The organism is Rhizobium sp. NFACC06-2, from assembly GCF_900101425.1.
Taxonomy (GTDB): domain Bacteria; phylum Pseudomonadota; class Alphaproteobacteria; order Rhizobiales; family Rhizobiaceae; genus Agrobacterium; species Agrobacterium leguminum.
The window spans coordinates 13,521-37,165 of the sequence record NZ_FMVA01000021.1 but is presented as its reverse complement, the minus strand read 5'-3'; the positions used below and the strand labels follow the sequence as shown (position 1 = coordinate 37,165).

22 protein-coding genes are annotated in these 23,645 nt (G+C 60.8%); 12 read left to right on the top strand and 10 right to left on the bottom strand.

Annotated features, from left to right (window positions below; genetic code table 11):
* Window positions 1-39 precede the first annotated feature (39 nt).
* From F3H58_RS24460 to F3H58_RS24450, 3 genes are all read right to left on the bottom strand, one after another.
* Complete coding sequence (locus F3H58_RS24460) at window positions 40-1,020, bottom strand: TRAP transporter substrate-binding protein (RefSeq protein WP_111797987.1); 981 nt, start codon at window positions 1,018-1,020, stop codon at window positions 40-42.
* A gap of 418 nt (window positions 1,021-1,438) precedes the next feature.
* Entirely contained in the window at window positions 1,439-2,293 is an 855-nt protein-coding gene (locus tag F3H58_RS24455; protein ID WP_149744081.1) for a D-amino-acid transaminase, read from the bottom strand.
* 15 nt (window positions 2,294-2,308) lie between these two features.
* Window positions 2,309-3,082 (bottom strand): LamB/YcsF family protein, encoded by a 774-nt coding sequence (locus F3H58_RS24450; protein WP_111797985.1) that lies wholly within the window; start codon window positions 3,080-3,082, stop codon window positions 2,309-2,311.
* 174 nt (window positions 3,083-3,256) lie between these two features.
* Here F3H58_RS24450 and pxpB point away from each other — a divergent pair, with 174 nt between their 5' ends.
* The 8 genes from pxpB (at window position 3,257) to F3H58_RS24410 (ending at window position 10,151) form a co-directional block, all read left to right on the top strand.
* Window positions 3,257-3,982 carry a 5-oxoprolinase subunit PxpB gene (pxpB, locus tag F3H58_RS24445; RefSeq protein WP_149744080.1) on the top strand — a complete coding sequence of 242 codons (726 nt, stop codon included), beginning with the start codon at window positions 3,257-3,259 and terminating at the stop codon, window positions 3,980-3,982.
* Window positions 3,979-4,950 (top strand): 5-oxoprolinase subunit C family protein, encoded by a 972-nt coding sequence (locus F3H58_RS24440; RefSeq protein ID WP_149744079.1) that lies wholly within the window; start codon window positions 3,979-3,981, stop codon window positions 4,948-4,950. Before pxpB ends, F3H58_RS24440 begins: the two co-directional genes overlap by 4 nt.
* On the top strand, window positions 4,947-5,591 hold the full coding sequence (locus F3H58_RS24435) for a GntR family transcriptional regulator (RefSeq protein WP_060724590.1): 645 nt from the start codon (window positions 4,947-4,949) through the stop codon (window positions 5,589-5,591). Before F3H58_RS24440 ends, F3H58_RS24435 begins: the two co-directional genes overlap by 4 nt.
* On the top strand, window positions 5,588-6,535 hold the full coding sequence (locus F3H58_RS24430) for an NAD(P)-dependent oxidoreductase (protein ID WP_149744078.1): 948 nt from the start codon (window positions 5,588-5,590) through the stop codon (window positions 6,533-6,535). Before F3H58_RS24435 ends, F3H58_RS24430 begins: the two co-directional genes overlap by 4 nt.
* Window positions 6,532-7,773: a Zn-dependent hydrolase gene (locus F3H58_RS24425; protein WP_149744077.1), complete on the top strand. Its 1,242-nt coding sequence runs from the start codon at window positions 6,532-6,534 to the stop codon at window positions 7,771-7,773. The genes F3H58_RS24430 and F3H58_RS24425 overlap by 4 nt, the downstream gene beginning before the upstream one ends.
* Window positions 7,774-7,785: 12 nt before the next feature.
* Entirely contained in the window at window positions 7,786-8,424 is a 639-nt protein-coding gene (locus tag F3H58_RS24420; RefSeq protein WP_060724587.1) for a GntR family transcriptional regulator, read from the top strand.
* 100 nt (window positions 8,425-8,524) lie between these two features.
* Window positions 8,525-9,691: a M24 family metallopeptidase gene (locus F3H58_RS24415; protein ID WP_111798021.1), complete on the top strand. Its 1,167-nt coding sequence runs from the start codon at window positions 8,525-8,527 to the stop codon at window positions 9,689-9,691.
* Between the two features lie 46 nt (window positions 9,692-9,737).
* The gene (locus F3H58_RS24410) at window positions 9,738-10,151 is read left to right on the top strand and encodes a VOC family protein (RefSeq protein WP_149744076.1); all 414 of its coding nucleotides are present in this window, start codon (window positions 9,738-9,740) and stop codon (window positions 10,149-10,151) included.
* 79 nt (window positions 10,152-10,230) lie between these two features.
* Here the strand turns inward: F3H58_RS24410 and F3H58_RS24405 are convergent, their stop codons facing one another.
* Window positions 10,231-11,409, bottom strand: a complete 1,179-nt coding sequence (locus F3H58_RS24405; protein ID WP_149744075.1) for a M24 family metallopeptidase — start codon at window positions 11,407-11,409, stop codon at window positions 10,231-10,233.
* A gap of 417 nt (window positions 11,410-11,826) precedes the next feature.
* On the opposite strand from F3H58_RS24405, the gene F3H58_RS24400 reads away from it, so the two are divergent.
* From F3H58_RS24400 to F3H58_RS24385, 4 genes are all read left to right on the top strand, one after another.
* A complete protein-coding gene (locus F3H58_RS24400) occupies window positions 11,827-12,450 on the top strand; it encodes a DUF1989 domain-containing protein (protein WP_149744074.1) in 624 nt (207 codons plus the stop codon).
* Window positions 12,447-13,250, top strand: coding sequence for an amino acid ABC transporter ATP-binding protein (locus F3H58_RS24395; protein ID WP_149744073.1), 804 nt, complete (start codon window positions 12,447-12,449; stop codon window positions 13,248-13,250). Before F3H58_RS24400 ends, F3H58_RS24395 begins: the two co-directional genes overlap by 4 nt.
* Window positions 13,251-13,255: 5 nt before the next feature.
* Window positions 13,256-13,912: an amino acid ABC transporter permease gene (locus F3H58_RS24390; RefSeq protein WP_149744072.1), complete on the top strand. Its 657-nt coding sequence runs from the start codon at window positions 13,256-13,258 to the stop codon at window positions 13,910-13,912.
* Between the two features lie 123 nt (window positions 13,913-14,035).
* On the top strand, window positions 14,036-14,824 hold the full coding sequence (locus F3H58_RS24385) for a transporter substrate-binding domain-containing protein (RefSeq protein ID WP_149744071.1): 789 nt from the start codon (window positions 14,036-14,038) through the stop codon (window positions 14,822-14,824).
* A gap of 232 nt (window positions 14,825-15,056) precedes the next feature.
* Here F3H58_RS24385 and atzF read toward each other — a convergent pair whose 3' ends face one another.
* The 6 genes from atzF to F3H58_RS24355 form a co-directional block, all read right to left on the bottom strand.
* A complete protein-coding gene (gene atzF, locus F3H58_RS24380) occupies window positions 15,057-16,883 on the bottom strand; it encodes an allophanate hydrolase (RefSeq protein ID WP_149744070.1) in 1,827 nt (608 codons plus the stop codon).
* A complete protein-coding gene (uca, locus tag F3H58_RS24375) occupies window positions 16,883-20,419 on the bottom strand; it encodes an urea carboxylase (RefSeq protein ID WP_149744069.1) in 3,537 nt (1,178 codons plus the stop codon). Before uca ends, atzF begins: the two co-directional genes overlap by 1 nt.
* A 4-nt stretch (window positions 20,420-20,423) precedes the next feature.
* On the bottom strand, window positions 20,424-21,074 hold the full coding sequence (locus F3H58_RS24370) for an urea amidolyase associated protein UAAP2 (RefSeq protein WP_060724578.1): 651 nt from the start codon (window positions 21,072-21,074) through the stop codon (window positions 20,424-20,426).
* Window positions 21,075-21,090: 16 nt separating this feature from the next.
* Complete coding sequence (locus F3H58_RS24365) at window positions 21,091-21,906, bottom strand: urea amidolyase associated protein UAAP1 (protein ID WP_149744068.1); 816 nt, start codon at window positions 21,904-21,906, stop codon at window positions 21,091-21,093.
* 164 nt (window positions 21,907-22,070) lie between these two features.
* Window positions 22,071-22,817 (bottom strand): ABC transporter ATP-binding protein, encoded by a 747-nt coding sequence (locus F3H58_RS24360; protein ID WP_060724576.1) that lies wholly within the window; start codon window positions 22,815-22,817, stop codon window positions 22,071-22,073.
* Entirely contained in the window at window positions 22,814-23,632 is an 819-nt protein-coding gene (locus tag F3H58_RS24355) for an ABC transporter permease (protein WP_060724575.1), read from the bottom strand. The genes F3H58_RS24360 and F3H58_RS24355 overlap by 4 nt, the downstream gene beginning before the upstream one ends.
* Between the last annotated feature and the right edge of the window lie 13 nt (window positions 23,633-23,645).

Sequence of the window (23,645 nt, the reverse complement as noted above, 5' to 3'; positions counted from 1 at the left end):
GGGATTGCCGACTGCCCTTTCATTTCCTACGGGAGAAAGTCAGTTACGCGCCTTCAGATAGGCTTCGACATAGGGCGCCGCATCGGGCACGCGCTTGAGAAAATCGTCCCACAGCGGCTTGGCGCGCTCGATGAGGGCGGCCTTGAGTTCGGGAGAAGGTGACGTGACGGTGATGCCCTTTTCCTTCAGGGTGGCGAGCTTGGTTTCGTCCTCGGCCCGGCTGACCAGCCAGAATTCGCCTTCGAGTTTCTTTGATGCCTGTTCGATCGCCGCCTGATTTTCAGGCGACAGGGCCTTCCAGGCATCGAGATTGACGGTGACGATGTTGGAAGATGCCTGCCAGTTGAAGGTGCTCATGTTTTTCATGAACTCCCAGAAAGCGCCATCGACACCGGACGACGAGGAGGTAGTGACACCGTTGATGGTGCCGGCGGCAAGCGATGGGACGACTTCGCCCCATGGCATCTGGACGGGAAGAGCGCCAAGGGCGTGGAAGAAATTATGGCCGTTCGCATCGACGACGCGGATCTTGAGGCCGTTGACGTCTTCAATTTTTTCGATCGGTTTCGGCGCATAGATGGCCTGTCCCGGCCACGGCACCATGTAAAGCAGCTTCTGGTTCATCGAGGTTGCGACTTCCTCGATCTTGGGGCGGAAAAATTTGTGCAACAGCGCAAGGTCAGGCATCGTGGGGGCCAGATATGGCAGCGTCTCGACACCCAGTACCGGTGCTTCACCCACCTGCTGGCTCATCAGAATATCGGCGACGGGAACGATGCCGTCGCGCACGGCGGTCATGCCTTCCGGGCCCTTGATGCCAAGTGACCCGCCGGAATGCACGGTGATGGCGACCTCGCCATTCGTGACGGTCTTTACGGTTTCAGCGAATTTTATCGCGTTCTTGGTGTGAAAATTACCCTCTGGCCAAACGACCGACATGTCCCAGGCCGTTTCGGCGGATGCGGAGGTTGCAAAGCCGGCAATCGTCAAAGTCAGCCCAGCGAGAATTGCGTTTTTCATGGTTGTGATCCCCTCACTTATTGTTTCCGGCTCTTCCTGTCCCTTGGTGGCAGAACGGCGCGGTTATTTTCGGTATACAGCACGTACTCCGAATGACGGGAACTATATGGGCGTTTTTTGAGCGGCGCAATAAGGTGATTAATCTTTGTTCGATTTCGAGCGAATTCCCTTGCCCGCCGGCCCTTATACGGCGCTGGCGGCAATGGAATGCGTTTCAGAGAATTACCGAAAAGGCGTGGATCGGCAGGAGCGTTCAGCCTGCGCGGCGGGTCGCGCGCAACCGATATCTGGCGTCATGTCATTTTCGATGCAAGGCTGCCGTGAGATTGTCCGGCAAGGCGTTGCCGCTGTGCGCCGGGCAGGGGGCAGGCTTGTGAAACCGCCGGGCGCGGCGGCTCCACTGCATGCGGACTGAAAATCAGATCGCCGACGCAAGGCGGGTTTTTATGTAAAGCTCACGCAGTGTCCTCGACACCGGACCTGGCTTGCCGTCGCCGATGATGGCTTCATCGATCTTGACGACCGGCATGGCAAAATTTGTCGCCGATGTGATAAAGGCTTCGGTTGCGTCCTTTGCCTCATCCACCGTAAATGCGCGCTGTTCGACGGCAATTCCGGCGCCCTGCGCAAGATCGAGAATGCTTCCGCGGGTGATACCGTGCAAAAGTGCGTTGGAAAGTTCGCGCGTGACCAGCGTGCCGTCCTTTTTGACGATATGCGCATTGGCGGCGCTGCCTTCGGTCACGAAACCATCCTCCACCAGCCATGCATCGTCCGCGCCGCGTTTGAGCGCCTCCATCTTGGCCATCGAGGGGTAGAGAAGCTGTACCGTCTTGATGTCGCGCCGCTCCCAGCGCCAGTCCGGCATGGTGGCGATGGCAATGCCGGTTTCCGTGCGCGGATTGTCCAGCACGGGTTTTGTCTGGGTGAAGAGGGTTATCGTCGGCGTGGCATTGGCCGGAAAAACGAAATCGCGATCCGCCACACCACGGGAGATTTGCAGATAGATCAGACCTTCGTCCATTTGGTTCAGGCGCACGATTTCACGGTGAACGGCCAGAAGTTCCTCCGCTTCGAGCGGGCAGGTCAAGCCGAGTTCGGCGAGCGAGCGCTGAAGGCGGGCGCTGTGGCCGGCATAATCGATCAGCTTCCCGCCGATCACGGCGGTGACTTCATAGATCGCGTCCGCAAACAGAAAGCCGCGGTCGAAAACGGAAACCTTGGCGTCGGCTTCGGCAAGCCAGTCGCCGTTCAGATAAACAATGCGTGTCAATGGAACGTCCCCGGATCAGGTGTTTGATGTGGCGAAAGGAGCAAATTGCAGCCCGTGTCGGGCGAGCGATGAACGAAGGGCGCGCGCCATATCCACGGCGCCGCGCGTATCGCCGTGAACGCAGATGGTGGCGGCTTCCACCGGCAGTTTTTTTCCGCCCGTTGTCGGGATTACGCCGTCGCAGACCATGGACAGAACCTGATCCACACTCTGGTTGGGATCGTGGATCACTGCACCCTGCATCTGCCGGGAGGTGAGCATTCCCGCATCGTCATAGGTGCGGTCGGCATAGACTTCGCAGGCAACGCGCAGCCCCGCTCTTTCGGCGGCCTTCATGGTTTCCGAATAGGGCAGCGTAATAAAGACCAGCGACGGATCCACCGCCTTGATGGCCCGGATGCAGGCCTGCGCGAGATCTTGATCGACGGCAGCCATGTTGCCCAGCGCCCCATGTGTTTTGACATGGGTGATGGGCCAGGAAAGCGCCGCGGCCATGCCCTGCATCGCGGCAATCTGATAGATCAGCTGGGCCTCCACATCCTCGGGGCGTTCGCCGGATATACGGCGGCGGCCGAAGCCGTAAATATCCATGAAAGACGGGTGGGCGCCGACCGCGATGCCCCTTGCCTTGGCAGCAAGAATGGTGTCGCGCATGACAACCGGATCGCCGGCATGAAAACCGCAGGCGATGTTTGCCGTCGTAATCAGCTCCATCATTGCTTCGTCTTCGCCCATGGTCCATGCCCCGAAGCTTTCTCCCATATCGCAGTTCAGATCGATCGTCGCCATAGCCCCTCTTTCCGGGCGAGATGTCACCCGGTCCCGTCCAGTTCATACGCGTGATATCAGGCAGCACGCATTCATTGCATCTTTTCATTGACATACAATTGGTATACTGAAATAGCAAGGAAGGATTGGCGGGAGAATCGAATTCGCATGCGTGCACGTGAGGGAGTGTAATCGATGGGCGGCAAATTTCCGCGCATTCTTGTTTGTGGTGACAGCGCCCTGTCCGTTGAACTCGCCGATGCCATCGATGAAACGGTGAGCGAGCGCATCATCGCACTTGCGGCAGATCTCTCTGCAACGCCTGTGGAAGGCGTCGAGGAGCTGGTGCCGACCTACCGGTCCCTCATGGTCATCTATGATCCGTCCGTCATTCGCGGCCATGCGCTTGACCGGGAGTTGCACCGGCGCCTGATGACGTTGACGGTGAACAGCGTTCCGGCCAGACGCTTCGATGTTCCTGTGGTTTATGGCGGATCGGTCGGGCTTGACCTGCAGGAACTGGCGGACATGAAGGAAATGACGCCTGCCGCCCTGATAGACCTGCACGCATCCGCTGAATATCGTGTCTATATGATCGGTTTCGCGCCGGGTTTTGCCTATCTCGGCGGCCTGCCCGAAAAATTGCATACGCCGCGTCTTGCCACGCCGCGCCAGCGGATCGAGGCAAGTGCGATTGGAATTGGCGGCAAGCAGGCAAGCATCAATTCCGTGCCGGGGCCGAGCGGATGGCGTTTCATCGGCCGCACGCCGCTTCGGCTTTTCGACCCGCATCGCCCGCAGCCGTTTCTGTTGCAGGCTGGAGACCGGGTCCGTTTTTGGCCAGTGAGCGAAGACGAGGCCGCAGAGCTCGACCGGGCGGTCGCCGCCGGCCAGCCCGTCATGGAGGCGCAGCTTTCATGAGTTTTCTCGTCATCCAGCAGATAGGGCCGATGGCCACCGTTCAGGATCTCGGCCGCAGGGGATTGAGCCATGCCGGCGTTTCCGGTTCAGGCCCCATGGATATGCCTTCTTTCCGAATTGCCAACGCGCTGGTCGGCAATGTCGAAAACAGCGCGGCAATAGAATTTGGCGGCACCGGGGGCAGCTTTTCCGTTTTGCGGCCGGCACGCATCGCCGTGACCGGAGGCGCTGTTGATATCCGCCTCGGCAAACGAAAGCTGTCGCCCTGGGAGAGCTATACTCTTTTGCCCGATGATGTGCTTTCGATCGGCGCCCTGCGCGATTGCGTCTGGGGCTATCTCGCCGTCTCCGGCGGCGTGGATACCGTACCTGTGCTCGGTTCGCGTGCCACCCATGTGCGAACGGGTCTCGGCGGTTACGAAGGACGTCGTTTGCAGGCGGGTGACCGCCTGCTGCTCGGCCGGGATAATCCCGGCGCCAATCTGGCGCTCCGGCAACTCTGGCGGCGGTCCGGCGGTCCCGTCCGCATTGTTCCCGGCCCACAGGACGACTATTTCTCTGCCGAAACCCAGCGGGCTTTCCTGAAAGCCTCCTTCATCGTTTCGCCCGCCCGGGATCGCATGGCGCAGATGCTGGACGGACACGCCGTTCATGCCGAAGGCGGGCACGATATCGTCTCCGACGGAACCTGCGCGGGATCGATACAGGTCCCGGCGTCGGGACGGCCCATCGTGCTGATGGCGGAGCGCCAGACGACAGGCGGCTATCCGAAAATCGCAACGGTCGCCACCGTCGATCTGCCCCGGCTTGCCCAGGTTCCGAGCGGCCGACATGTCTCTTTCGCGGCCATTTCACGGGAAAAAGCCGAAGAGCTTCTGATTGCGGAGCGCACGGCCTTGCGCGAACGCATGGCAAATCTGGTAGAAAAGTCGGAAACGGACGATGTTTCAGGAGGTATGCCATCATGAATCAGCCACTTGCCAAGCAGGCTTACGGGAAGATCATCGAAATGATCCTGTCCGGTGCGCTGACGCCGGGTGACGCTTTGCAGGAAGCGAAACTGGGTGATCTGCTGGATATGTCCCGGACGCCCGTGCGTGAGGCGATCAAGCGGATCGAGGCCGAGGGTCTCGCCACGCAGGAAGGACGGTTTCTCAAAATTCGCCGGCTGAAGGCGGAGGAGGTCGAGGAGATTTTCTTCCTTCGTCAGGTGCTGGAGACTCATTGCGCCAGACAGGCGGCGATGGCCCGGCCGGAGCTTGGCGAGCTGGAAGCCCGGATACGGCATTTGCAACAGCATGGCCCCGGCGAGGACGATGAGCAGCGCCGCGTGGACGATGCTTTCCACCGGACGCTCGCGCTTTCCACAGGCAGCGAGATGATGGTGAGCACGATCGAGGATTTGCGCCGCCGTACCTGCATGTTCGATCATGCCCAGGTGCCGGATCGTTTTCTGAAAAGCTGCGACGAACATCTGGAGATGATTGCCGCCCTGCGCGCCGGCGACGGGGAACGGGCAGGCGCGCTCATGGCCCGCCATATCGTTCACGCCCGCGACGCCATTCTTGAAAAACTGGAACAATTTCCCGAAAGGAACAGGGACGCATGAAATGCCTTATCGTCCAGCCTATTCATGCCGACGGCCTCACCCTTCTGCGCGTGGCGGGGGTTGAACCGGTTTTGTGTCCAAAACCGGACATGGCGACCGTGGCCGCAATGATCAAGGGTTGCGACGCCGTCATCACGCGCGATGCAGGCCTGTCTGCATCGGCCATCGAGGCGGGCGACAGACTGCGGGTCATCGCCGTTCACGGCACGGGCCATGACGCTGTCGACAAGGAAGCGGCGACGGCGAAGGGCGTTCTGGTCTGCAACACCCCCGGCGCCAATGCCCGCTCGGTTTCCGAGCTGGCGCTCGGTCTGGCTTTAGCCGCCGCAAGACGTATTCCTGCTGCCGACCGCAGCGAGAGAGCCGGGGTCCGTGGCTTTCGCGAGACGGAGAGTTTTTCCGAATTGTCCGGCAAGACCGCCCTTATCGTCGGCTGGGGAGCGACCGGTGCCGGGCTCGGCCGGATGCTGAAGGCCGCTCTGGATATGCGGGTGCTGGTCCATTCGCCACGGGTGGCCGATCTCGATGGCTTCGAACGGGCTGACAAACTTGAAGACGGGCTGAGGCAGGCCGATCTGATTTCCCTGCATACGCCGCTCCGTGCGGAAACACGCGGCCTGTTCGGAGAGCAGGCCATTTCAGCGGTGAAACCGGGCGCGATATTTATCAACACGGCACGGGCGGGACTGGTGGATGAGGCTGCCCTTGCCCGCGCCATCGACACCGGCCGCATAGCCGCAGCCGGGCTGGATGTTTATTCGCCTGGCGCGCCGACCGGACCTCTGGCCGCTGGCGGCCGGGTGATTTTCACACCGCATCTTGGCGGCACGACGCTGGAAGCGCTTCGCCGCGTGGCTCTTGGCTCTGCAAGGCATGTCTTGACGGCGCTTGCGGGCGAACGCCCGGTCACCGCGCTCAATGCGCCGCAGGAGATGATGGTATGACGCAAACCGTGATCGCAGAGACGGTCAACCGTCTGCTGGACCGCATCAATGCCATTTCAGCGGAAGGCCCCGGTTTTACCCGGCCTTCCTACAGTGCGCTGGAAAGCAAAGCGCATCAGGTGATTGCCGAAGAATGTGAAGCCCTTGGCCTCACTGTTACGCAAGATGCCGCGCTGAACCTTTTTGCCCGGCTGCCCGGCAGAGACCGGCAGGCCACGCCGCTTTATATCGGCTCGCATCTCGATACCGTACCAATGGGCGGCGCCTATGATGGCACGGCAGGTGTGGTGGGCGCCATGGCACTCGTCACCGCATTTGTGAAAAGCGGGCAGGCGCCGCCGGCAGATTTTGTCGTGACGGTGACGAGAGCGGAGGAAAGCGTCTGGTTTCCAGTCTCCTATATCGGGTCGCGCGCGGCGCTTGGCCGGCTCACGGCGCCGGAAATGCAGGCGCGCCGCGCCGACAGCGGCAGAACACTCGCCGAGCACATGAAGGAACTCGGGGGCGACCCGGACGCCGTCCTGCGCGGGCCGGGACTGCCGCCGGCGCGCTTCGTGGAATTGCATATCGAGCAGGGGCCGGTGCTTGACAATGCCGGCGAGGCTTTCGGCGTCGTTGATGGCGTGCGCGGCGGCCTGCGTTACCGTGAAGCGCGGATTGAAGGGGTCTGGGGCCATTCGGGCGGCGCGCCGCGTGATGCCCGCTCGGATGCCGTTTTTGCCCTTGCGGATCTCATCGTCGCCATGGACAGGGCCTGGGAAGGAATTCTGGCGGAAGGGCACGATCTTGCCGTTACCTTCGGCCGGGTGGATGCGGCAAGCAGTGAACATGCTTTCGCCAAGGTTCCGGGCCGGGTGGATTTCTGCATCGATATCCGCAGCGCCGATGATGCGGTGCTGGACCGGGCGGATGGCATTTTCCGACAGGAAATCGAGAAGATCGAAAAACGAAGGGGCGTGCGCGTCGTCACCGGCGTTCAGTCCCGCAGCAAGCCCACCCGTCTGTCCTCCGCCCTCGGCCGGCAGATAGCCGCTGCGGCCGAGCGAACCGGCATCTCGCCCCGGCAGATGTTATCGGGCGGCGGGCATGATGCCGCGGCATTTGCCCAGGCGGGATGGGAATCGGTGATGGTCTTTCTTCGGAACTGGAACGGCAGCCATAACCCGGATGAGGCCATGGATCCGTCCGATCTGGCGCATGCCGTTGATATTCTGCAACAGACCTGGTCGGCTCGGTAAAGGGGAGAGAGCATGAGCGAAAAGGAAACTTTGACCCAGCAGGCCTATACGGATGTCAAACAACGCATTCTGGAGGGGAAGTTCAAAGCCGGTGACGTTCTGACGGAGAGAGCCCTGGCGCTCGAATCCGGCATTTCCCGCACGCCGCTGAGGGCGGCAGTCTCCCGGCTTGAAAAAGAGGGCGTGATTTCGCGGCTCGCCAATGGCGCATTGATGGTTCGGCCCGTCACGGTGGAGCAGTTGCTGGAAATCGTGCAGATACGGCGCTTGCTGGAGAGCGCTGCTGCGGCCCGCGCCGCTGATCGCCCCTTTCCCGAGGCGCTCGAACATTCGCGGCAAATCATGCAGGCTTATGCGGATGGCAGGAACGTGGCCTTCGATCAGTTCTGGCTGGACGACGACCAGTTTCACGAGGCCGTGGCCGCCGCCGCCGGGCTTGAGCTTTTGCCTGCCATGCTGACCGAAATGCGCAGTATCGCCCGACGCTGCACAATCACCCGCACGCATGACCGTTTTGCCGAGCAGGCGCGCGAACATATTGCGGTTATCGACGCCATTGAAGCGCAGGATCCGCAGAAGGCTTCCGCCGCCATGGAGGCGCATTTCGAAAGCGTGAAAAGCCGTTTTCTGGGATGGCTGAGCCGCCCCTGAAACCGGCACCCGCCAGCGTTTTTTCTTTCTTCATTCCGGTCTTGAGACGCTTTTGCCAGCTTCTCATGCAAAAGCCGAGCACGACGATATGGACAGTTTCATGCAGGAATTCGCCGATTTGCAGGGGTGTGACGCCTCTTTCCCCGGGGAGGAGTTCGCCGCGAGGCAAGATCGTGCGCGCACCGCCATCCGCAATGCGGGTCATGAAGCGCTCGTCGTCACCGGTCCTGAAAACATCTACTGGCTGACCGGGCGGCAGACGGCCGGATATTTCGCTTTCCAGGCGTTGATCATGCCGGTGAATGGACCGCCGACGCTTCTCGTCCGGCAGCTTGAACTGGCAGGATCCATCGCCAATACCTGGCTGGACGACGTCGTCGCCTATCAGGATGGCGCAAACCCGGCGGTCGCCTTGGTCGACCTCTTGAAAAAGCGGCATATCGAGCGGCCGGCCATAGAACTGGACGGCTGGTTTGTTTCTCCGGTACTTGCCGCAAAAATCGCGGAGCAGATGGGTGTTGCGTCCATCCCGGACGGTTCCTCCATTCTTTCGCCGCTGCGGACGATAAAGTCCGCAGCCGAGCTGGAGGCCATTCGGCTGGCGGCGGGTTATACCGAGGCGGGGCTTTCGGCCGGCATCGCCGCCTGCGCCGCCGGAACCGACGAAAACGCGATAGCCGCCGCCATGCTGGATGCCGCCACAAGGGCGGGCTCGGAGGTCATGGCCATGGAGCCGCTCGTATCTTCCGGGCCGCGCAGCGGTTTGCCCCACATGACCTGGAGACGCCGCAAGCTTGAGAATGGCGATGCGGTTTTTCTGGAACTCGCCGCCTGCCATGCGCGCTATCACGCCGCGCTGATGCGTACCGTGTGGATCGGTTCTCCGCCCGCCGAAGCCCGGCGAATGATGGATTGCGCGTTGAAAGCCCTCGATGCGGCGCTGGCCGCCATTCGGCCCGGTGTTTCATGTGCCGAACCCCATGAGGCCGCGCAACGTGTGATCGACGCGGCAGGTTACAATGCCGCCTTCCGCAAACGCATCGGTTATTCCATGGGAACCGCTTTTGCGCCGGACTGGGGCGAAGGCGCGCTGTTAAGCCTGTTTACCGGCGTCGACAGGATAATCGAACCCGGCATGGTGTTCCACCTGCCAGCCACGCTGCGCAGCTATGGCGTGTGGACGGTTGGCGCATCCGAAACAGTCATCGTGACAGAGACGGGGGCGGAACCTCTCTCCAGCCTGCCGCGTGACCTGACCATCCGCTGATGCCCGATAGCGGCCATTTCCCTTTAAAAATTGAAAGGAGTTTGAAATGCGTTCACTTTTTCACCTTGCCTATCACGTCACCGACCTTGACGAAACGCGTCGCTTCTATGGCGGCGTTCTCGGGTGCGAGGAGGGCCGTTCCACCGATAGCTGGGTGGATTTCGACTTTTTCGGCCACCAGATTTCGATGCATCTGGGCAAACCGTTTGAGGTTACCCGGACCGGCAAGGTCGGCAATCACATGGTGATGATGCCGCATCTCGGTGTCGTACTGCCTCTCGATGACTGGTTCGCGCTTTCGAAGCGTCTGGAAGATGCCGGTGTGGTCTTCGATATTCCGCCGGTCATCCGCTTTGAAGGCGAGCCGGGGGAGCAGCGCACCATGTTCTTCTTCGATCCGAGCGGCAATCCGATCGAGGTGAAGGGCTTTAAGGATTTCGACGGCGTTTTCGCCCACTAAAATAAAAGACAAGGGCGGCGGCTGATGGCCGCCCCCGATGAACTCTGTAGCCGCATGCCGACCGTCGCTTGCCGGAAAATTACCACCAGTGGCTGGGCGAACGGGTCAGAAGCTCGTTGCCGTCGCGCCCGACGATGATGATATCCTCATAAAAAGCCGCGCCGACACCGTCGAGCGAAAGGAAGGATTCGATACCGAACACCATGTTTTCCTCGGCGATATCTTCAGGCTGCGACATGCTGGTTGAAATTCTCGGCTGTTCGAAGCCGAGACCGATGCTGTGGCCATAAAACGGGAAGTTCTTCATGATGGCGGATACCGAGCCTCCGAAGGCCTGCGTCAGACGGTCGCCTTCAGCGGCAATATCGATGAGCTTCACGCCCGGCCGCATCATGTCGGAAAGACGATGAACGATATTGGCCGCAGCTTCGATCAGCCGTCGCTGGTCCGCTGTCGGTTTGCCGCATATGCCGGTGCGGCCGGGGTCGAGATAATAGCCCTGAAAAAATGCCGCATGGATGGTGCCCGTAACGATGTCGCCGGGCTTTGGTGTGTCCGCGCTATAGCCGGTCAGGGGAAAACGCTGGTCGAAACCAAGCGTTTCGCCATGGTTGCAGCCGATCATCTGCAGCCGGCCGCCGCGCCGCACCACTTCACGGGCCGCCTCTCCCGCCGCTTCCTGCTCGGAAAGGCCGCCGGTCAGGCCTTCCATCAACCTGTTCAGGCCGGCCGTCGCGCCTTCGCCGGCAACGCGATAGCACTCCAGTTCCTTCAGGCTTTTGATGCGCCGGACGGAGCGGATCAGATCGTCCTCGGCTACCCACTCAATGTCTGGAGCGTCCTGAAGCAATTGCTGATAATATTTGACGGGGATGAACTGCGTGCCGATTATTGCGACACGCCCTTTGATGCCCTTTTCGACCAGGGCTTTCGCCATGCTTCGGAAAGGATGGCTGGAACAATGCGTATCGCGGATAGAGACGAGATCGGTGCGCACTTCCGGCTCATCGATATGAAGCTGCGGCTCTTGACCCTGTTGTAGAATGATCCCGGAAAAGGACCGTGCGGTCCATATCAGGGAATCCATGCCGCCGCTGATGGCGTAATGGTTGGAAAGATAGAGTATGTCGCCGCAATTGTCAGTGGTTCCGCCGCCGCGGCCGAAGACCACCGCACTTTCATAGCCACGGCGCTGCATTTCGCGCAAAACCCGCTGCCAGCGGCTTTCATATTCCTCGATTGCAAAATACCGGATCACGCGTTCCACTCCATTCAATCTGCTGTTTGGCCGGGCGGTCTTCGCGCGCCGATCCACCGGGACCTGCGGCAAACTCGGACAGCATTTCCATCAATGCCCAATCCTTCCGGAAGCTCGCATTTGCGGATTTCGACCGGAAGACCGTCGGGTCGAATTTTTAGGTACACCAAACGTATCCCGCAATCGATGGCAGTGCAAGCGAATGGTGCGGGACGCATAAATGATGCAATTTTGTGCATCTTACTGCTCGATTTGTGGCTGTTTAGCCTAATATATTTGCTATAAATAGTTGAAAATCTTTATTGAATTCCGTTGGTATACTGAATATAAATTGTTTCGACCGACCGGTGTCGATCCGGGTCTATCGCCTGCTTACCGCCGTCTCGCCGGTTTCAGCATTCCTTCCAACGGTGTCCGATGACTGAAAATGTGCAGAATTTATTGGCCGGTCAGGGCGCAGCCTATCGCATGCTGGCCGGCGAGGTTGCCATCGTTACGAATTCCCACGGAAACCAGGTCGTGGACGCGTGGGCTGTTGCGGCAGCAGATCCATCTGAGATGAGCTCGATGGATCACACGCGCTCGGTTAACAGTAATATTTTCATTGAGCGCGGCATGGGTGTCTTCAGCAACCGCAGAAGAGCCATGATGACGCTGGTGAGCGACAGTGCCGCCCTGCGGCATGATACGCTGCTCTGCCCATGCAATGCGGATCTTTACCGGCAACTGGGATTCGAGGGTTTTCATCGCAGCTGTTCCGGAAATTTCCATGAGGCGCTGGCGGAGAAGGGTATTGTCGCCGCCCAGACGCCGGCGTCTCTCAACCTTTTCATGAATGTGGCGGTGAACGCCGATGGCAGTCTCGACCGTCGCCCGCCGGCATCCGCGGCGGGTGACCATGTGGCGCTGAGGGCCGAGATGGATCTGCTGCTCGTGCTGTCCGCCTGTCCCCAGGACATTACGGAGATCAACGGTGTGGACCGCACGCCGAGGGATGTCGCGGTGCAGATCGTCGATGAATACAAGGAGACGACCCCATGACCGGACCGGTTTTGAACCTGCGGGATATCCGCAAGAGCTTCGGGGAAAACGAGGTTCTGAAAGGTGTTTCGCTCAGTGTCGAACCGGGTGAGGTGGTATCCATAATCGGCGCGAGCGGTTCGGGCAAGAGCACCTTCCTGCGTTCGATAAACGGTCTCGAAATGCCCCAGTCGGGCTATCTCGAATTCGACAACCTGTCTTTCGATTTCCGACCGGAATCGCGATTTTTCCCGACGCCCTCGCAGCTGCAGGCCCTCCGCGCCCGCGTCGGCATGGTGTTTCAGAGTTACAATCTCTGGCCGCATATGACGGTTCTGGAAAATGTCATCCATGCTCCGGTCCGGTTGCTGAAACGACCCAAAAGCCAGGCTGTCGAAGAGGCGGAGGCCCTGCTTTCCCGCATCGGCCTTTATGAGAAACGCCACAGCTATCCGGCACGCCTGTCCGGCGGCCAGCAGCAGCGCGTCGCCATCGCCCGGGCGCTCGCCATGAAACCGCGCCTGATGCTTTTCGACGAGGTGACCTCCGCGCTCGATCCCGAACTTGTCCATGAGGTGCTGGTGCTGATGGCTTCCCTGGCCGCGGACGGCATGACCATGCTGCTGGTGACCCATGAAATTGCCTTTGCGCGCGACGTTTCATCGCGTGTGCTCTTTTTCGACAAGGGCGTCATCGCTGAAACCGGCGCACCCGACATTCTTCGCAACCCGCAGAGCGATCGCCTGCGGCAATTTCTTCACCGCATTTTGCATGACCAGCTTGCCCCCAGCGGCGCAGCAGATGGCGCCGGGGGAGCGTGACGACGATGGCGAATTTTATCGACGAAGTGCAGCTTTACGGTCCGGGATTTCTGCTGGCTGCCTGGACGGTGTTCTGGTTGACGATCCTGACCATTATCTTCAGCTGGGGCTGCGGCCTGCTTGCGGCGCTCAGCCATCGTTCGCCGTGGCGCGCGGTGCGTGCCGCCTCCGCCTTCTACGTCTGGTTCGTTCGGGGCACGCCAACCCTGATCCAGGTCTTCATCATCTATTTCGGCCTGCCGCAATTCGGCGTGAAGCTCTCGCCCTTCACCGCCGGCGTGCTGGCGCTCGGCGTCAATAGCGGCGCCTATGTCGCGGAAATCATCCGGGGAGGCCTGTCCGCCATCCCGCGCGGGCAAACGGAATCGGCTCTGGCGCTGGGGTTCAGCCCGGCGGAAACCATGCGCAGCATTGTCCTGCCGCAGGTATTCCGCATCATCCTGCCTTCAGTCACGAATGAAGCCATTTCGACGTTGAAGAATACATCGCTGCTATCGACGATCACCGTCGTGGAGCTGACGCTTTATGCCCAGACGCTGATTGCTGCAACATTCAGGCCTTTCGAGTTCTACATCGCCGTGGCCGTCATCTATCTCCTGCTTACGACGGTGCTGACACAGCTCGCAGCCTTGCTGGAACGCCGTTATGCCCTTTCAAGCTGAGGCCCCGACGGTTCTCAGCAATGCCTGAAATATCCGGCGGAGCGATCCGCAGGATCGACTGCGGGTGACGCCAATGCCTCCCGACGAACAGGAAAATGCAAAAAATCAATAAGGGAACGAGTCATGAAATTCAAATCTATCGCATTTGCCGTCGTGGCGCTCGCTGCGACCATCCCCAACGCTCCGGTCTTTGCCGCAGAACTTGAGTTGCTGGAGCCCGGGAAGCTGCAGGTCGCAACGGAAGGAACCTTTTCGCCCTTCAGCATGCGTGCCCCGGATGGAACGCTCGACGGTCTGGAAATTCGTGTGATGAAGGAAGTGGCAAAGCGCCTCGACCTCACCTACACGCCGGTCCTGATCAAATGGGACTCCCTGCTGGTCGGCCTTCAGGCGGATCAGTACGATATCATCAGCGCTTCGATGGATATAACCGAAGAGCGGCAGAAGCGCGTTACCTTTGCCAATGGCTGGTTGGAATCGGGCGGTCGCATCGTCGTCCAGAAAGGCTCGGCCATCAAAAGTGCCGCTGATCTGAAAGGCAAGACCGTCGGTGCGCTCGTCTCTTCCACCTTCGCAAAAATCGCCGAGGAAAAGGGTGCGGTCGTCAAAGGATACAAGGCTGAATCGGACGCGATTCAGGACCTCGTCAACGGCAATATCGACGCGACCATTACCGATGCGATCGCCGGTGCATGGGCGATCAAGAATTCCGGCCTTCCCCTCGAAATGACGCCGGATTTCGTCAGCCACGTCCAGAAAGGTTTCGCCATCAAGAAGGGCAAGCCCGAGCTGGTGAAGGCGGTGAACAGGGCGCTCGCCGACATCGTGGCCGACGGCACCTATACGAAACTGACCGTCGAACTCGTGGGCTTCGATCCGGCGCCGAAAGACCCGATCAAGAGCCTCGAATAAGCGCCCGGTCGCTAAGACCGCTTCCCGGTTTGCCGGGGCGAGGAACGTTCAGGGTCGAACAGGCGAAGACAGTGTCGCCTGTTCGATGTGGCGTCTCCGATGCCCGGAACGGCGATTGCGATGAAACCGCACTTAGCCGTTGCGACCTCCTCGGCCCCAATACATTCCGGCTCTCGCAGTTAAAAGCATCATCATTCCTCGCCGGAGGATGCCCAGATATCTTGAAAAAATGTCACGCATGGCTTTTCCTTTCCTCTTGTTTGATCGATCGGATATAGGCGCGCCAACCGCCAAGGCCTGTCACTTCCAAAGCACCCTTGAGCGCATAGGGTTCGCACAGGAAGCCGGAGATTTGTGACCCGTCGTCCAGCGTCACCTTGCCGATGCCGAGCGGGGCGGGAATGTTCTGCACGAAACGTCCGAAGGCTTCGGGCGTCACCTTCCAGACCTCCACCTCCAGACCCGCGCCTTCAAAGCCGGGCTCCCGCAGCAGGCCGGGTTTCGGTGGAACGGTATTCGGCAAGACGAATAGCCGGTAGTCGCCGGCCGTGCGGCAGGATTTCATCAGCCGGCCGCCGGGGCCTGTGAGTTCGTGATTGAGCGGCATGCCGGTGAGATGGGCGCCGACGACGACAATCGGCACCAGCCCGTCATCGGTATCCGCCACTTTCGAAGCTTCCGGCAGGGCAGCCTTGCGGTCCTTGCCCATGCCGGGCTGCAATGCGCGGTGCAGCATATCGGCAAATGGCGCCAGCGCATCGTCGGAAAAGGCCGGGCCGAACAGGGTGACACCCGCCGGCAAATGATCCGCGACATCGAAGCCCGCGGGAATAGCGATGGCCGCATAGCCGAACAGATTGGCGAAATTGGTATATCGCCCGAAATGACCGTTCTTCGCGATCGGATCTGCGCGCATCTCCTCCACCGTGTAGGTGGTCGGCGATGTCGGCAGCATCAACACGTCGGCTTTCGCCCATTCCGCTGATGCCTTCTGGCGAAGCGCCTCAAGCCCGTATAGTCCCTCGAAGGCGTCGACGGCATCGTATCGCCTTGCCCCCTCGATGATTGCCCTTACGGTGGGATCGAAATCGTCGGTATTGGTCCCAAGGAAATGCTTCACCGCCGCCAGACGCTCGGCCACCCACGGACCGTTATAGAGCAGCTCGGCGGCCTGACGGAACGGCGCATAGTCGAAGTAGACGATGTCTGCGCCGAGCATTTTCGCTTTTTCGACAGCTGCGTCATAAAGCGCCTCGAAAGCGGCATTGCCGAAAAATTCGCGTTCCCCGGGCTCAAGCACACCAATGCGCAGCCCGGCAGCCGGCAGGGCGGCCGGCTTTGCCCTGCGCGAGAATGGATCGCCGGGGTCATAACCGTCCATGACCCTGCGCACCTCCACGCCGTCGCCTACCGTGGCGGAAAAAACGGTCACGACATCCACCGAGCGGCATGCGGGTACGACGCCGACGTTCGGCACCAGTCCGGGCGTGGGCTTGATACCGACAATATTGTTGAAGGCGGCGGGCACGCGGCCGGAACCGGCCGTATCCGTGCCGAGCGCGAAACTGGCAAGGCCAGACGCCACCGCCACGGCGGAGCCGGAAGACGAGCCTCCCGAAACATAAGACTTGTCGAAGACGGAGCGCGGAGCGCCGTGAGGCGAGCGCGTGCCGTTCAGCCCGGTGGCGAACTGGTCGAGATTGGTCTTGCCTATGACGATTGCACCTGCGGCCTTCAGCCGGGCGATGACGGTTGCATCCTGTTGCGGCCGGTAGGCAAAGGCCGGGCAGGCGGCCGTCGTCGGCAGGTCGGCCACGTCGATATTGTCCTTGACGGCAAAAGGCATGCCCCACAGCGGCAGGCTGTTGGCCTTGGGGGCACGTGCCAGGAGGTCGCGGGCGGCGGCGCGCAGATCCTCGTCCGGCGTCTTCGTTATGAAGATCGCCGGATCGTCCGACGCCTCGATGCGAAGAATTATCTCCTCGACGAGATCGAGCGGGCTCAGCCCCTTTGCATAGGCATCTTTCAGCGACGCGATATCGAGAATGATCGGCAACATTAAATGGTCTCCAGAACGACCAGCACATCGCCGGCCCTGACATTGCGGCCGGGGCCGGCGCGGAGATCGCGCACCTTGCCCGCGGCGTGCGCGTTGACGGTGATTTCCATCTTCATGGATTCGATGATGGCGAGCGTTTCTCCGGCCGCCACCTTCTGCCCTTTTTCCACCAGCACTTTCCAGACATTGCCTGGCACGGCACTTTCAATGCCGAAGCAGCCATCGGGAATATCGCCCCCGAGGCCGGGACCAATGCCTTCATCGACAACGAAACTGTCGAGCCCCTGATCTTTCCAGCGTTGGCGTTCCGCCTCGAAGGCGGCCTGCTGGCCCGTCTTGAATGCGCCGATTGCGGCGGCATTCTTCTGAAGCTCCGCCTCGTAATCCGCATAGGAAAACTCGCCCTCTTCGATACGGACGGGATAACCCCCATGGGGAAAGGCGGCGCGGGCTTCGGTCAATTCGCCGTGGCTGACGGGAAAGAAACGGACTTGATCGAAGAAATCGAGCAGCCAGGGTTTGTCCTTGCCGAAGACCGGGGTTTGGCGCCACGTATTCCACATCTGGATGGTGCGCCCGAACAGCTGATAGCCGCCCGGTCCCTCCATGCCGTAGATGCACATATAGGCGCCGCCGATGCCGACGGCGTTTTCCGGCGTCCACGTGCGTGCCGGATTATATTTTGTCGTGACAAGGCGATGGCGCGGGTCGAGAGGAGTGGCAACCGGGGCGCCGAGATAGACATCGCCAAGCCCCATGACGAGATAGGAGGCGTCGAAGATTTTGTCTTTCACCGCCCGCTCGTCGTTCAGACCGTTGATGCGGCGGATGAATTCAATATTCGAGGGGCACCAGGGCGCATTGGGACGCACCAGCTCCTGATATTTGCGCATCGCCAGCGCCGCATCCGGATCGTCCCAGGACAGCGGCAGCCAGACGGTGCGGCTCGGCACCTTTACCGAGTGAACGGGAGGCATGCCGCTTTCGATCTCGGAAAGAAGACCGAGCAACCGGCCACGCGTCACATGCGATCCATCATAGTGAATCTGTAGCGAACGGATGCCGGGTGTCAGGTCTATGAGACCGGGGACGCCGGCTTCCCGCACCGCCTGCATCAAAAGATGGCTGCGCAGGCGCAGGCTGACATCGAGTTGCATCGGCCCATATTCGACCAGAAGGTTGTCATCGCCCTGCCGGCGATAAACGACCGGAACCTCGCCGTCATCAAGACGGCCGAGAATGGGGGAGCCGGCATTCTCCCCAATACGTTTGACGATGGGACCGGCGATGGGATCTTCCGCCCGCGCAACTGGATGAAAGCGGATTTTGTCGCCCGGTTTGAACTGTCCCATCTTCCATTGCTCATCCGCGGCAATCACCGCCGGGCAAACGAAGCCGCCGAGGGACGGGCCGTCCGGCCCGAGAATGATCGGCATATCGCCCGTAAAATCTATCGCGCCGATGGCATAGGCATTGTCGTGGAGGTTCGAGGGGTGAAGTCCGGCTTCCCCGCCGTCCTCGCGCGCCCATTTCGGCGCAGGGCCGATGAGGCGTATACCCGTGCGGGCAGAATTGAAATGCACCTCATATTCGGTCGCAAACAGGGTCTCGATATCGTCCTCAAGGAAGAAATCCGGTGCGCCATGGGGGCCATAGAGCACGCCCACCGACCATTCGCGGGTCAGGTCGGCAGGCTCCGAGGCGGCTTTCATATCGGCCTGAGGCGCGCGGGCGAGGCGGAGGACCTGGCCGGCGCGCAAAGTGCCGGTGGCGTTGCCGCCGAACTGGCCAAGCCCGAAAGTGGCGCGCGAGCCGAACACGACCGGCGCATCAAAACCGCCGGCCACCGCCAGATAGGCCCGCTGCCCCGCACCGCCGATCTGGCCGATGGTAAGCGTTTGCCCGGCCCTGATGGTGATCGGAGTATTATGCGGAACGGGTTCACCGTCGCACGTCATCGGCATTTCCGCGCCGGCAAGGGCCACCGTCACATCCGCAAAGAACCTGAGCACCGGCCCGGAAACGGTGATTTCCAGCGCCGCCGTATGGTCATGATTGCCGACCAGCCGGTTCGCATGCCGGAAAGACCGTTCGTCCATAGGCCCGCTCGGCGGCACACCGACATGCCACAGGCCAAGACGGCCAGGCAGTTCCTGAAGGCTCGATTGCGCTCCGGGCGCAATAACCTCGACCACGGCAGGCACGAAGGAGAAATCCTTCAGCGCCGTGGTCGCGACATTGCCGGTTCGGAAAAGGTCGGAGCCGGCAATCGCCTTGAGATAGTCTAGGTTGGTCTCGATGCCTGAAATCGCGGTGTGCGACAGGGCAGAACCGAGACTGGCGATCGCTGCCTTGCGATCCGCGCCCGTGACAATGATCTTGGCAAGCATGGGATCATAAAAAGGCGTTACCTCCGTGCCGGTTTCTATCCAGCCGTCGATCCGGGCATCTTCGGGAAAGACCACCTCGGTCAGAAGACCGGCGCTCGGGCGAAAATCGGCATGCGGCATTTCCGCATAAACACGCGCCTCGATGGCCGCCCCCTTCGGTGTCAGCTGTTCTGCGCCGGTCAGGACATCCTCACCGGCGGCCTGACGGATCATCCATTCGACCAGATCGATGCCGAAGACGGCTTCGGTTACGGGATGCTCCACCTGCAGCCTCGTATTGACCTCCAGGAAATAGAATTCCTCGCGGGCCGGATCGTAAATGAACTCGACGGTGCCGGCGGAGCGATAACTCACCTGTTTTCCGAGCGAGACGGCCGCCGCGTGCAGGCGCGACCGAACCTCATCGGAAAGCCCGGGGGCGGGTGTCTCCTCGATGACCTTCTGGTTGCGGCGCTGAAGCGAGCAGTCGCGTTCGCCAAGCGCGATCACCCGTCCCTTGCCGTCGCCGAATATCTGCACCTCGACATGACGGGCCTTGGCCACGAACCGTTCCAGATAGACGCGGGCGTCGCCAAAGCTTGCTTTCGCCGTACGCTGCACGCTTTCAAAAGCCGCTTCCAGCGCGGCGTCATCGGCGCAGAGCTGCATGCCGATGCCGCCCCCGCCGGCGGTGGATTTCAGCATGACCGGATAACCGACCGCTTTCGCCGCAGCGAGCGCCTCTTTGGCCGAGCCAAGCAGGCCGGATCCCGGAAGCAGAGGCACGTCGCTTCTATGCGCCAGTTCCCGGGCGGTGTGCTTCAGGCCGAAATCGGCGATGTTTTCCGGTGTCGGGCCGATGAAGACGATGCCTTCGGCCGCCAGCCTTTCGGCAAAGCCGATATTTTCGGAAAGAAAGCCGTAACCAGGATGGACCGCTTCCGCCCCCGTCTTTTTGCAGGCGGTAATCACCGCTTCGACATCGAGATAACTTTCTGCGGAGGGCGCCGGTCCGATGCGTATGGCTTCATCCGCCGTGAGCGCGGCTTTCGTAAAGCGGTCGGCGTCGGAATAGACCGCGACCGAGGCAATACCCATGTCCCGGAGTGTCCTGATGATGCGGACGGCGATTTCGCCACGATTGGCGATGAGGACTTTCTTGAACATCGGCTCAATCCTCCTCGTTCCAAACGAGCACCCGGATCGGCGTCGGATCGAAACCATTGCAGGGATTGTTGATCTGCGGGCAGTTGGAGATGACCAGCAGCACATCCATCTCGGCCACCAGTTCGACGTAGTCGCCGGGCGCGGAAATGCCGTCAACGATCGTCATGCCGCCATTGGGCGAGATAGGCACGTTCATGAAGAGGTTGATATTGGAAACGACATCGCGTTTACCCATGCCGTATTTCGCGACCTCGGCGACGAAATTGTCCCGGCAGGCATGAAGATATTTCGTTCCATGGCCGAAACGCACCGTGTTGCTTTCGCAGGAGCAGGCGCCGGCGGAGGTATCGTGACGGCCGCAGCTGTCGGCGGTCACTGTCAGCATCGCACGGCCCTCGCTCGACATGATTTTCGTGCCGGTCGAAATATAGGCCACGCCCTGCGCCCGCACCGTATCCTGACTGGAGTAACGTTCGGAAAAGTCTCGAGCGTTGTAAAACAGCGTATCGATGGCCTGCTGGCCGTAAGTGTCTTCGATCCGAACCGTGGCGCCCTTGCGGATGAAGGTGGAGAAGGGTTTTTCAGCCGGAACGTAGTGGTCTTGCGCTGCGTTTTCGCATGTGCGCGACGAAACGGTTTCAATGAAATCGGTCATGTTCGTTTCTCCCGGCTCAAAGGTTGGAAAGCGCGTTGTTCTCGAAACCACGCACGGCCTCGGCGGTGGCGGTCCGGCAAAGGTCGTCGGCGGCGACCGGAGCGGCCGCAAGGCGGGTGACCGTCACCGGGTTCGGCGCATAGGCCGGGTTGGGATCCAGCGGATGCGGGCAATTGGAAAAACCAACGAGCATGTCCATTTCCGCACGCAGCTCAACATAGTCCCCGCCGTTGAGCAGGGCCGGGTTCCAGAAAAACCGGCCTTCGGCATCAACACGCACAGGTGCGAAAAGCGTCAGCGCGGCAGGAATGTCACGGCGGTCGAGGCCGAGCTTCATCGCCAGCTTGATGAAATTATCGCGCGTATCGCGCACATGTGCGCCCTCATAACGGGCGTTGCTCTGCGCGTTCGAGCCGCCGACAAGGCAATCATGCGCGCCGGAACTGTCCTCGGTAATCGAAAACATCACACGCCCCATGTCGGAAAAGATGACGCGGCCTTTGGAAAGTCCCGTCGTCCACTGCACCTTGATCGTGTCGGGCAGATTGATGCGTTCCGAGGTGTCGGCGGCATTCCAGGCGATGAGCGCAATCGAGGAGAAGCCGTGGCTCAGGCTGATGCGCAGCACCTCTTCCCTGCGCAGCCTGGTCGTCCAGTACCAGCCGCCGGGAATGATTTCGCGGTTAAGGATTTTCGTTTCGTCGAGCGCGGGTTCGGGCAGGAGGCTGAAGCCGGGCAGCGCCTTGGGTGCGAATTCCAGCCCCTTTTTCTGGTGATCTTCATAGCGGGCGCGGTTGGCGGCGATTTCTTCGGGCGAACGTCTTTGGTGCATAAGGTGCTCCATGGCGGTTGAGTTCGGGTCGTCCCGGTGTCTGCCCTTATTTGCCGGGTCGTCCCGGCGGGCCGTCGGAAGCAATTCCGGCAGGGGGTTTTGAGCCTCCCCTCTATCCGCAACTGCGCAGTCGACATCAGGGCTTGGCCCTGATGCATATCGTTTCAGGCGGCGACGCCGCCGGCCCGGCGCGGCGGCCAGATTGAAATGTCGCGGGTGACCGTTGCGCCATAGCGCAGTTTTTCCTCCGGGCGGTCCCGTGGGCGCTCGAAAGCGATGACACGGGTGGCAAGCGTGAAGGCCTCACGCATGTCATGCGTCACCATCACCACCGTCATCTGCGCTTCGTTCCACAGCCGTTTCATCAACTGATGGATTTCGGCGCGAATGCCGGGGTCGAGTGCCCCGAAAGGTTCATCGAGCAGCAGGACTTTCGGGCGCATCAGCAGCGTCTGGGCAAGCGCCAGGCGCTGCTGCATGCCGCCGGAAAGCTGGGCAGGATATTTGTCTTCCGACCCTGAAAGGCCGACATCGGCGATCATGGTGCGGGCCTCGTCGATCGCGGTCCGGCGGGCGGCGCCGAACAGCCTGCCGCTGACGGGTGAGGCGGCAAGTTCCTTGCCGATCAGGACGTTACCGAGCACGGTCAGATGCGGAAACACCGAATATTTCTGGAACACAACACCACGGTCCGGTCCCGGTTCGCCCGGCAGCGGTTTGCCGTCGAGCAGGATCGTGCCGCGGCTCGGCCGCTCCTGGCCAAGGATCATGCGCAGGAAAGTGGTCTTGCCGCAGCCGGACGGACCGACAAGCGCAACGAAAGCGCGGGATTCGATGTCGAGCGAAATATTCTCCAGCACGATCTGATCACCATATTCCTTCCAGACATTGTTGATGGTCAGCGTGCTCATGCCTTGTTCTCCGTTGCCGACCAGGGAAATAGGGCAAGGCGCAGCCGCTCCAGCAGCCAGTCGGTCAGCACGGCGATAAGCGTGATCCAGATGACGTAGGGAAAAATCACATCCATCGCGAGATAGCGGCGAACGAGGAAGATGCGATAACCGAGCCCCGCATCCGACGAAATCGCTTCCGCCGCGATCAGGAAAAGCCAGGCGGGTCCGAGTTGGAGACGCAGACAGGTGATGAGCCGCGGCAAGACCTGCGGCAACACCACGCGCAGCGCGATCTGCCATGAGTTTGCCCCGAGTGTCTCGGCTTTGATGATCTGCTCGCGCGGCAGTTCGATGGCCCTCAGCGCCAGATCGCGGATCATCACGGGCGCTACACCGATGACGATGAGAGCGATCTTGGAAATTTCGCCAAGGCCAAGCAGAATGAAAAGGATGGGCAAAAGCGCCAGCGGCGGCACCATGGAAATGGCGCCGACGAAGGGCGAAAGCAGTGATCGGGCGTAAGGCAGCATGCCGATCAGCATGCCGATGGCCAATGCCATCGCTGTGGCTATTCCCAATCCCGAAAACAGGCGGACGAGGCTTGCGGCCGTATCCGACCATAGAAGAATATCACCCGTGCGGGCATCTGGGATGACGGCCAACCGGTTGATGGCGTCGGCAAGGCCGGCAAAGCCCGGCAGAAGCTTGTCATTGGCGTTTTCGGCAAGCCGTGCCGCGGAGCCGACCGTGTAAGCGATCAGCACGGCCGCAAAGGGCAGGACGGCAAGTCCAAGTCGGGCGCCGTTCGAAGGACGCGAATTGATCCAGCGCATGGGAAACTCCGGG

Bases quoted from the DNA above. Each gene is read 5' to 3' on its own strand.
- F3H58_RS24460 (WP_111797987.1), bottom strand. From the start codon at position 1,020: ATGAAAAACGCAATTCTCGCTGGGCTGACTTTGACGATTGCCGGCTTT.
- F3H58_RS24450 (WP_111797985.1), bottom strand. From the start codon at position 3,082: ATGGCGACGATCGATCTGAACTGCGATATGGGAGAAAGCTTCGGGGCA.
- pxpB (WP_149744080.1), top strand. From the start codon at position 3,257: ATGGGCGGCAAATTTCCGCGCATTCTTGTTTGTGGTGACAGCGCCCTG.
- F3H58_RS24440 (WP_149744079.1), top strand. From the start codon at position 3,979: ATGAGTTTTCTCGTCATCCAGCAGATAGGGCCGATGGCCACCGTTCAG.
- F3H58_RS24435 (WP_060724590.1), top strand. From the start codon at position 4,947: ATGAATCAGCCACTTGCCAAGCAGGCTTACGGGAAGATCATCGAAATG.
- F3H58_RS24430 (WP_149744078.1), top strand. From the start codon at position 5,588: ATGAAATGCCTTATCGTCCAGCCTATTCATGCCGACGGCCTCACCCTT.
- F3H58_RS24425 (WP_149744077.1), top strand. From the start codon at position 6,532: ATGACGCAAACCGTGATCGCAGAGACGGTCAACCGTCTGCTGGACCGC.
- F3H58_RS24420 (WP_060724587.1), top strand. From the start codon at position 7,786: ATGAGCGAAAAGGAAACTTTGACCCAGCAGGCCTATACGGATGTCAAA.
- F3H58_RS24415 (WP_111798021.1), top strand. From the start codon at position 8,525: ATGCAGGAATTCGCCGATTTGCAGGGGTGTGACGCCTCTTTCCCCGGG.
- F3H58_RS24410 (WP_149744076.1), top strand. From the start codon at position 9,738: ATGCGTTCACTTTTTCACCTTGCCTATCACGTCACCGACCTTGACGAA.
- F3H58_RS24400 (WP_149744074.1), top strand. From the start codon at position 11,827: ATGACTGAAAATGTGCAGAATTTATTGGCCGGTCAGGGCGCAGCCTAT.
- F3H58_RS24395 (WP_149744073.1), top strand. From the start codon at position 12,447: ATGACCGGACCGGTTTTGAACCTGCGGGATATCCGCAAGAGCTTCGGG.
- F3H58_RS24390 (WP_149744072.1), top strand. From the start codon at position 13,256: ATGGCGAATTTTATCGACGAAGTGCAGCTTTACGGTCCGGGATTTCTG.
- F3H58_RS24385 (WP_149744071.1), top strand. From the start codon at position 14,036: ATGAAATTCAAATCTATCGCATTTGCCGTCGTGGCGCTCGCTGCGACC.
- atzF (WP_149744070.1), bottom strand. From the start codon at position 16,883: ATGTTGCCGATCATTCTCGATATCGCGTCGCTGAAAGATGCCTATGCA.
- uca (WP_149744069.1), bottom strand. From the start codon at position 20,419: ATGTTCAAGAAAGTCCTCATCGCCAATCGTGGCGAAATCGCCGTCCGC.
- F3H58_RS24370 (WP_060724578.1), bottom strand. From the start codon at position 21,074: ATGACCGATTTCATTGAAACCGTTTCGTCGCGCACATGCGAAAACGCA.
- F3H58_RS24365 (WP_149744068.1), bottom strand. From the start codon at position 21,906: ATGCACCAAAGACGTTCGCCCGAAGAAATCGCCGCCAACCGCGCCCGC.
- F3H58_RS24360 (WP_060724576.1), bottom strand. From the start codon at position 22,817: ATGAGCACGCTGACCATCAACAATGTCTGGAAGGAATATGGTGATCAG.
- F3H58_RS24355 (WP_060724575.1), bottom strand. From the start codon at position 23,632: ATGCGCTGGATCAATTCGCGTCCTTCGAACGGCGCCCGACTTGGACTT.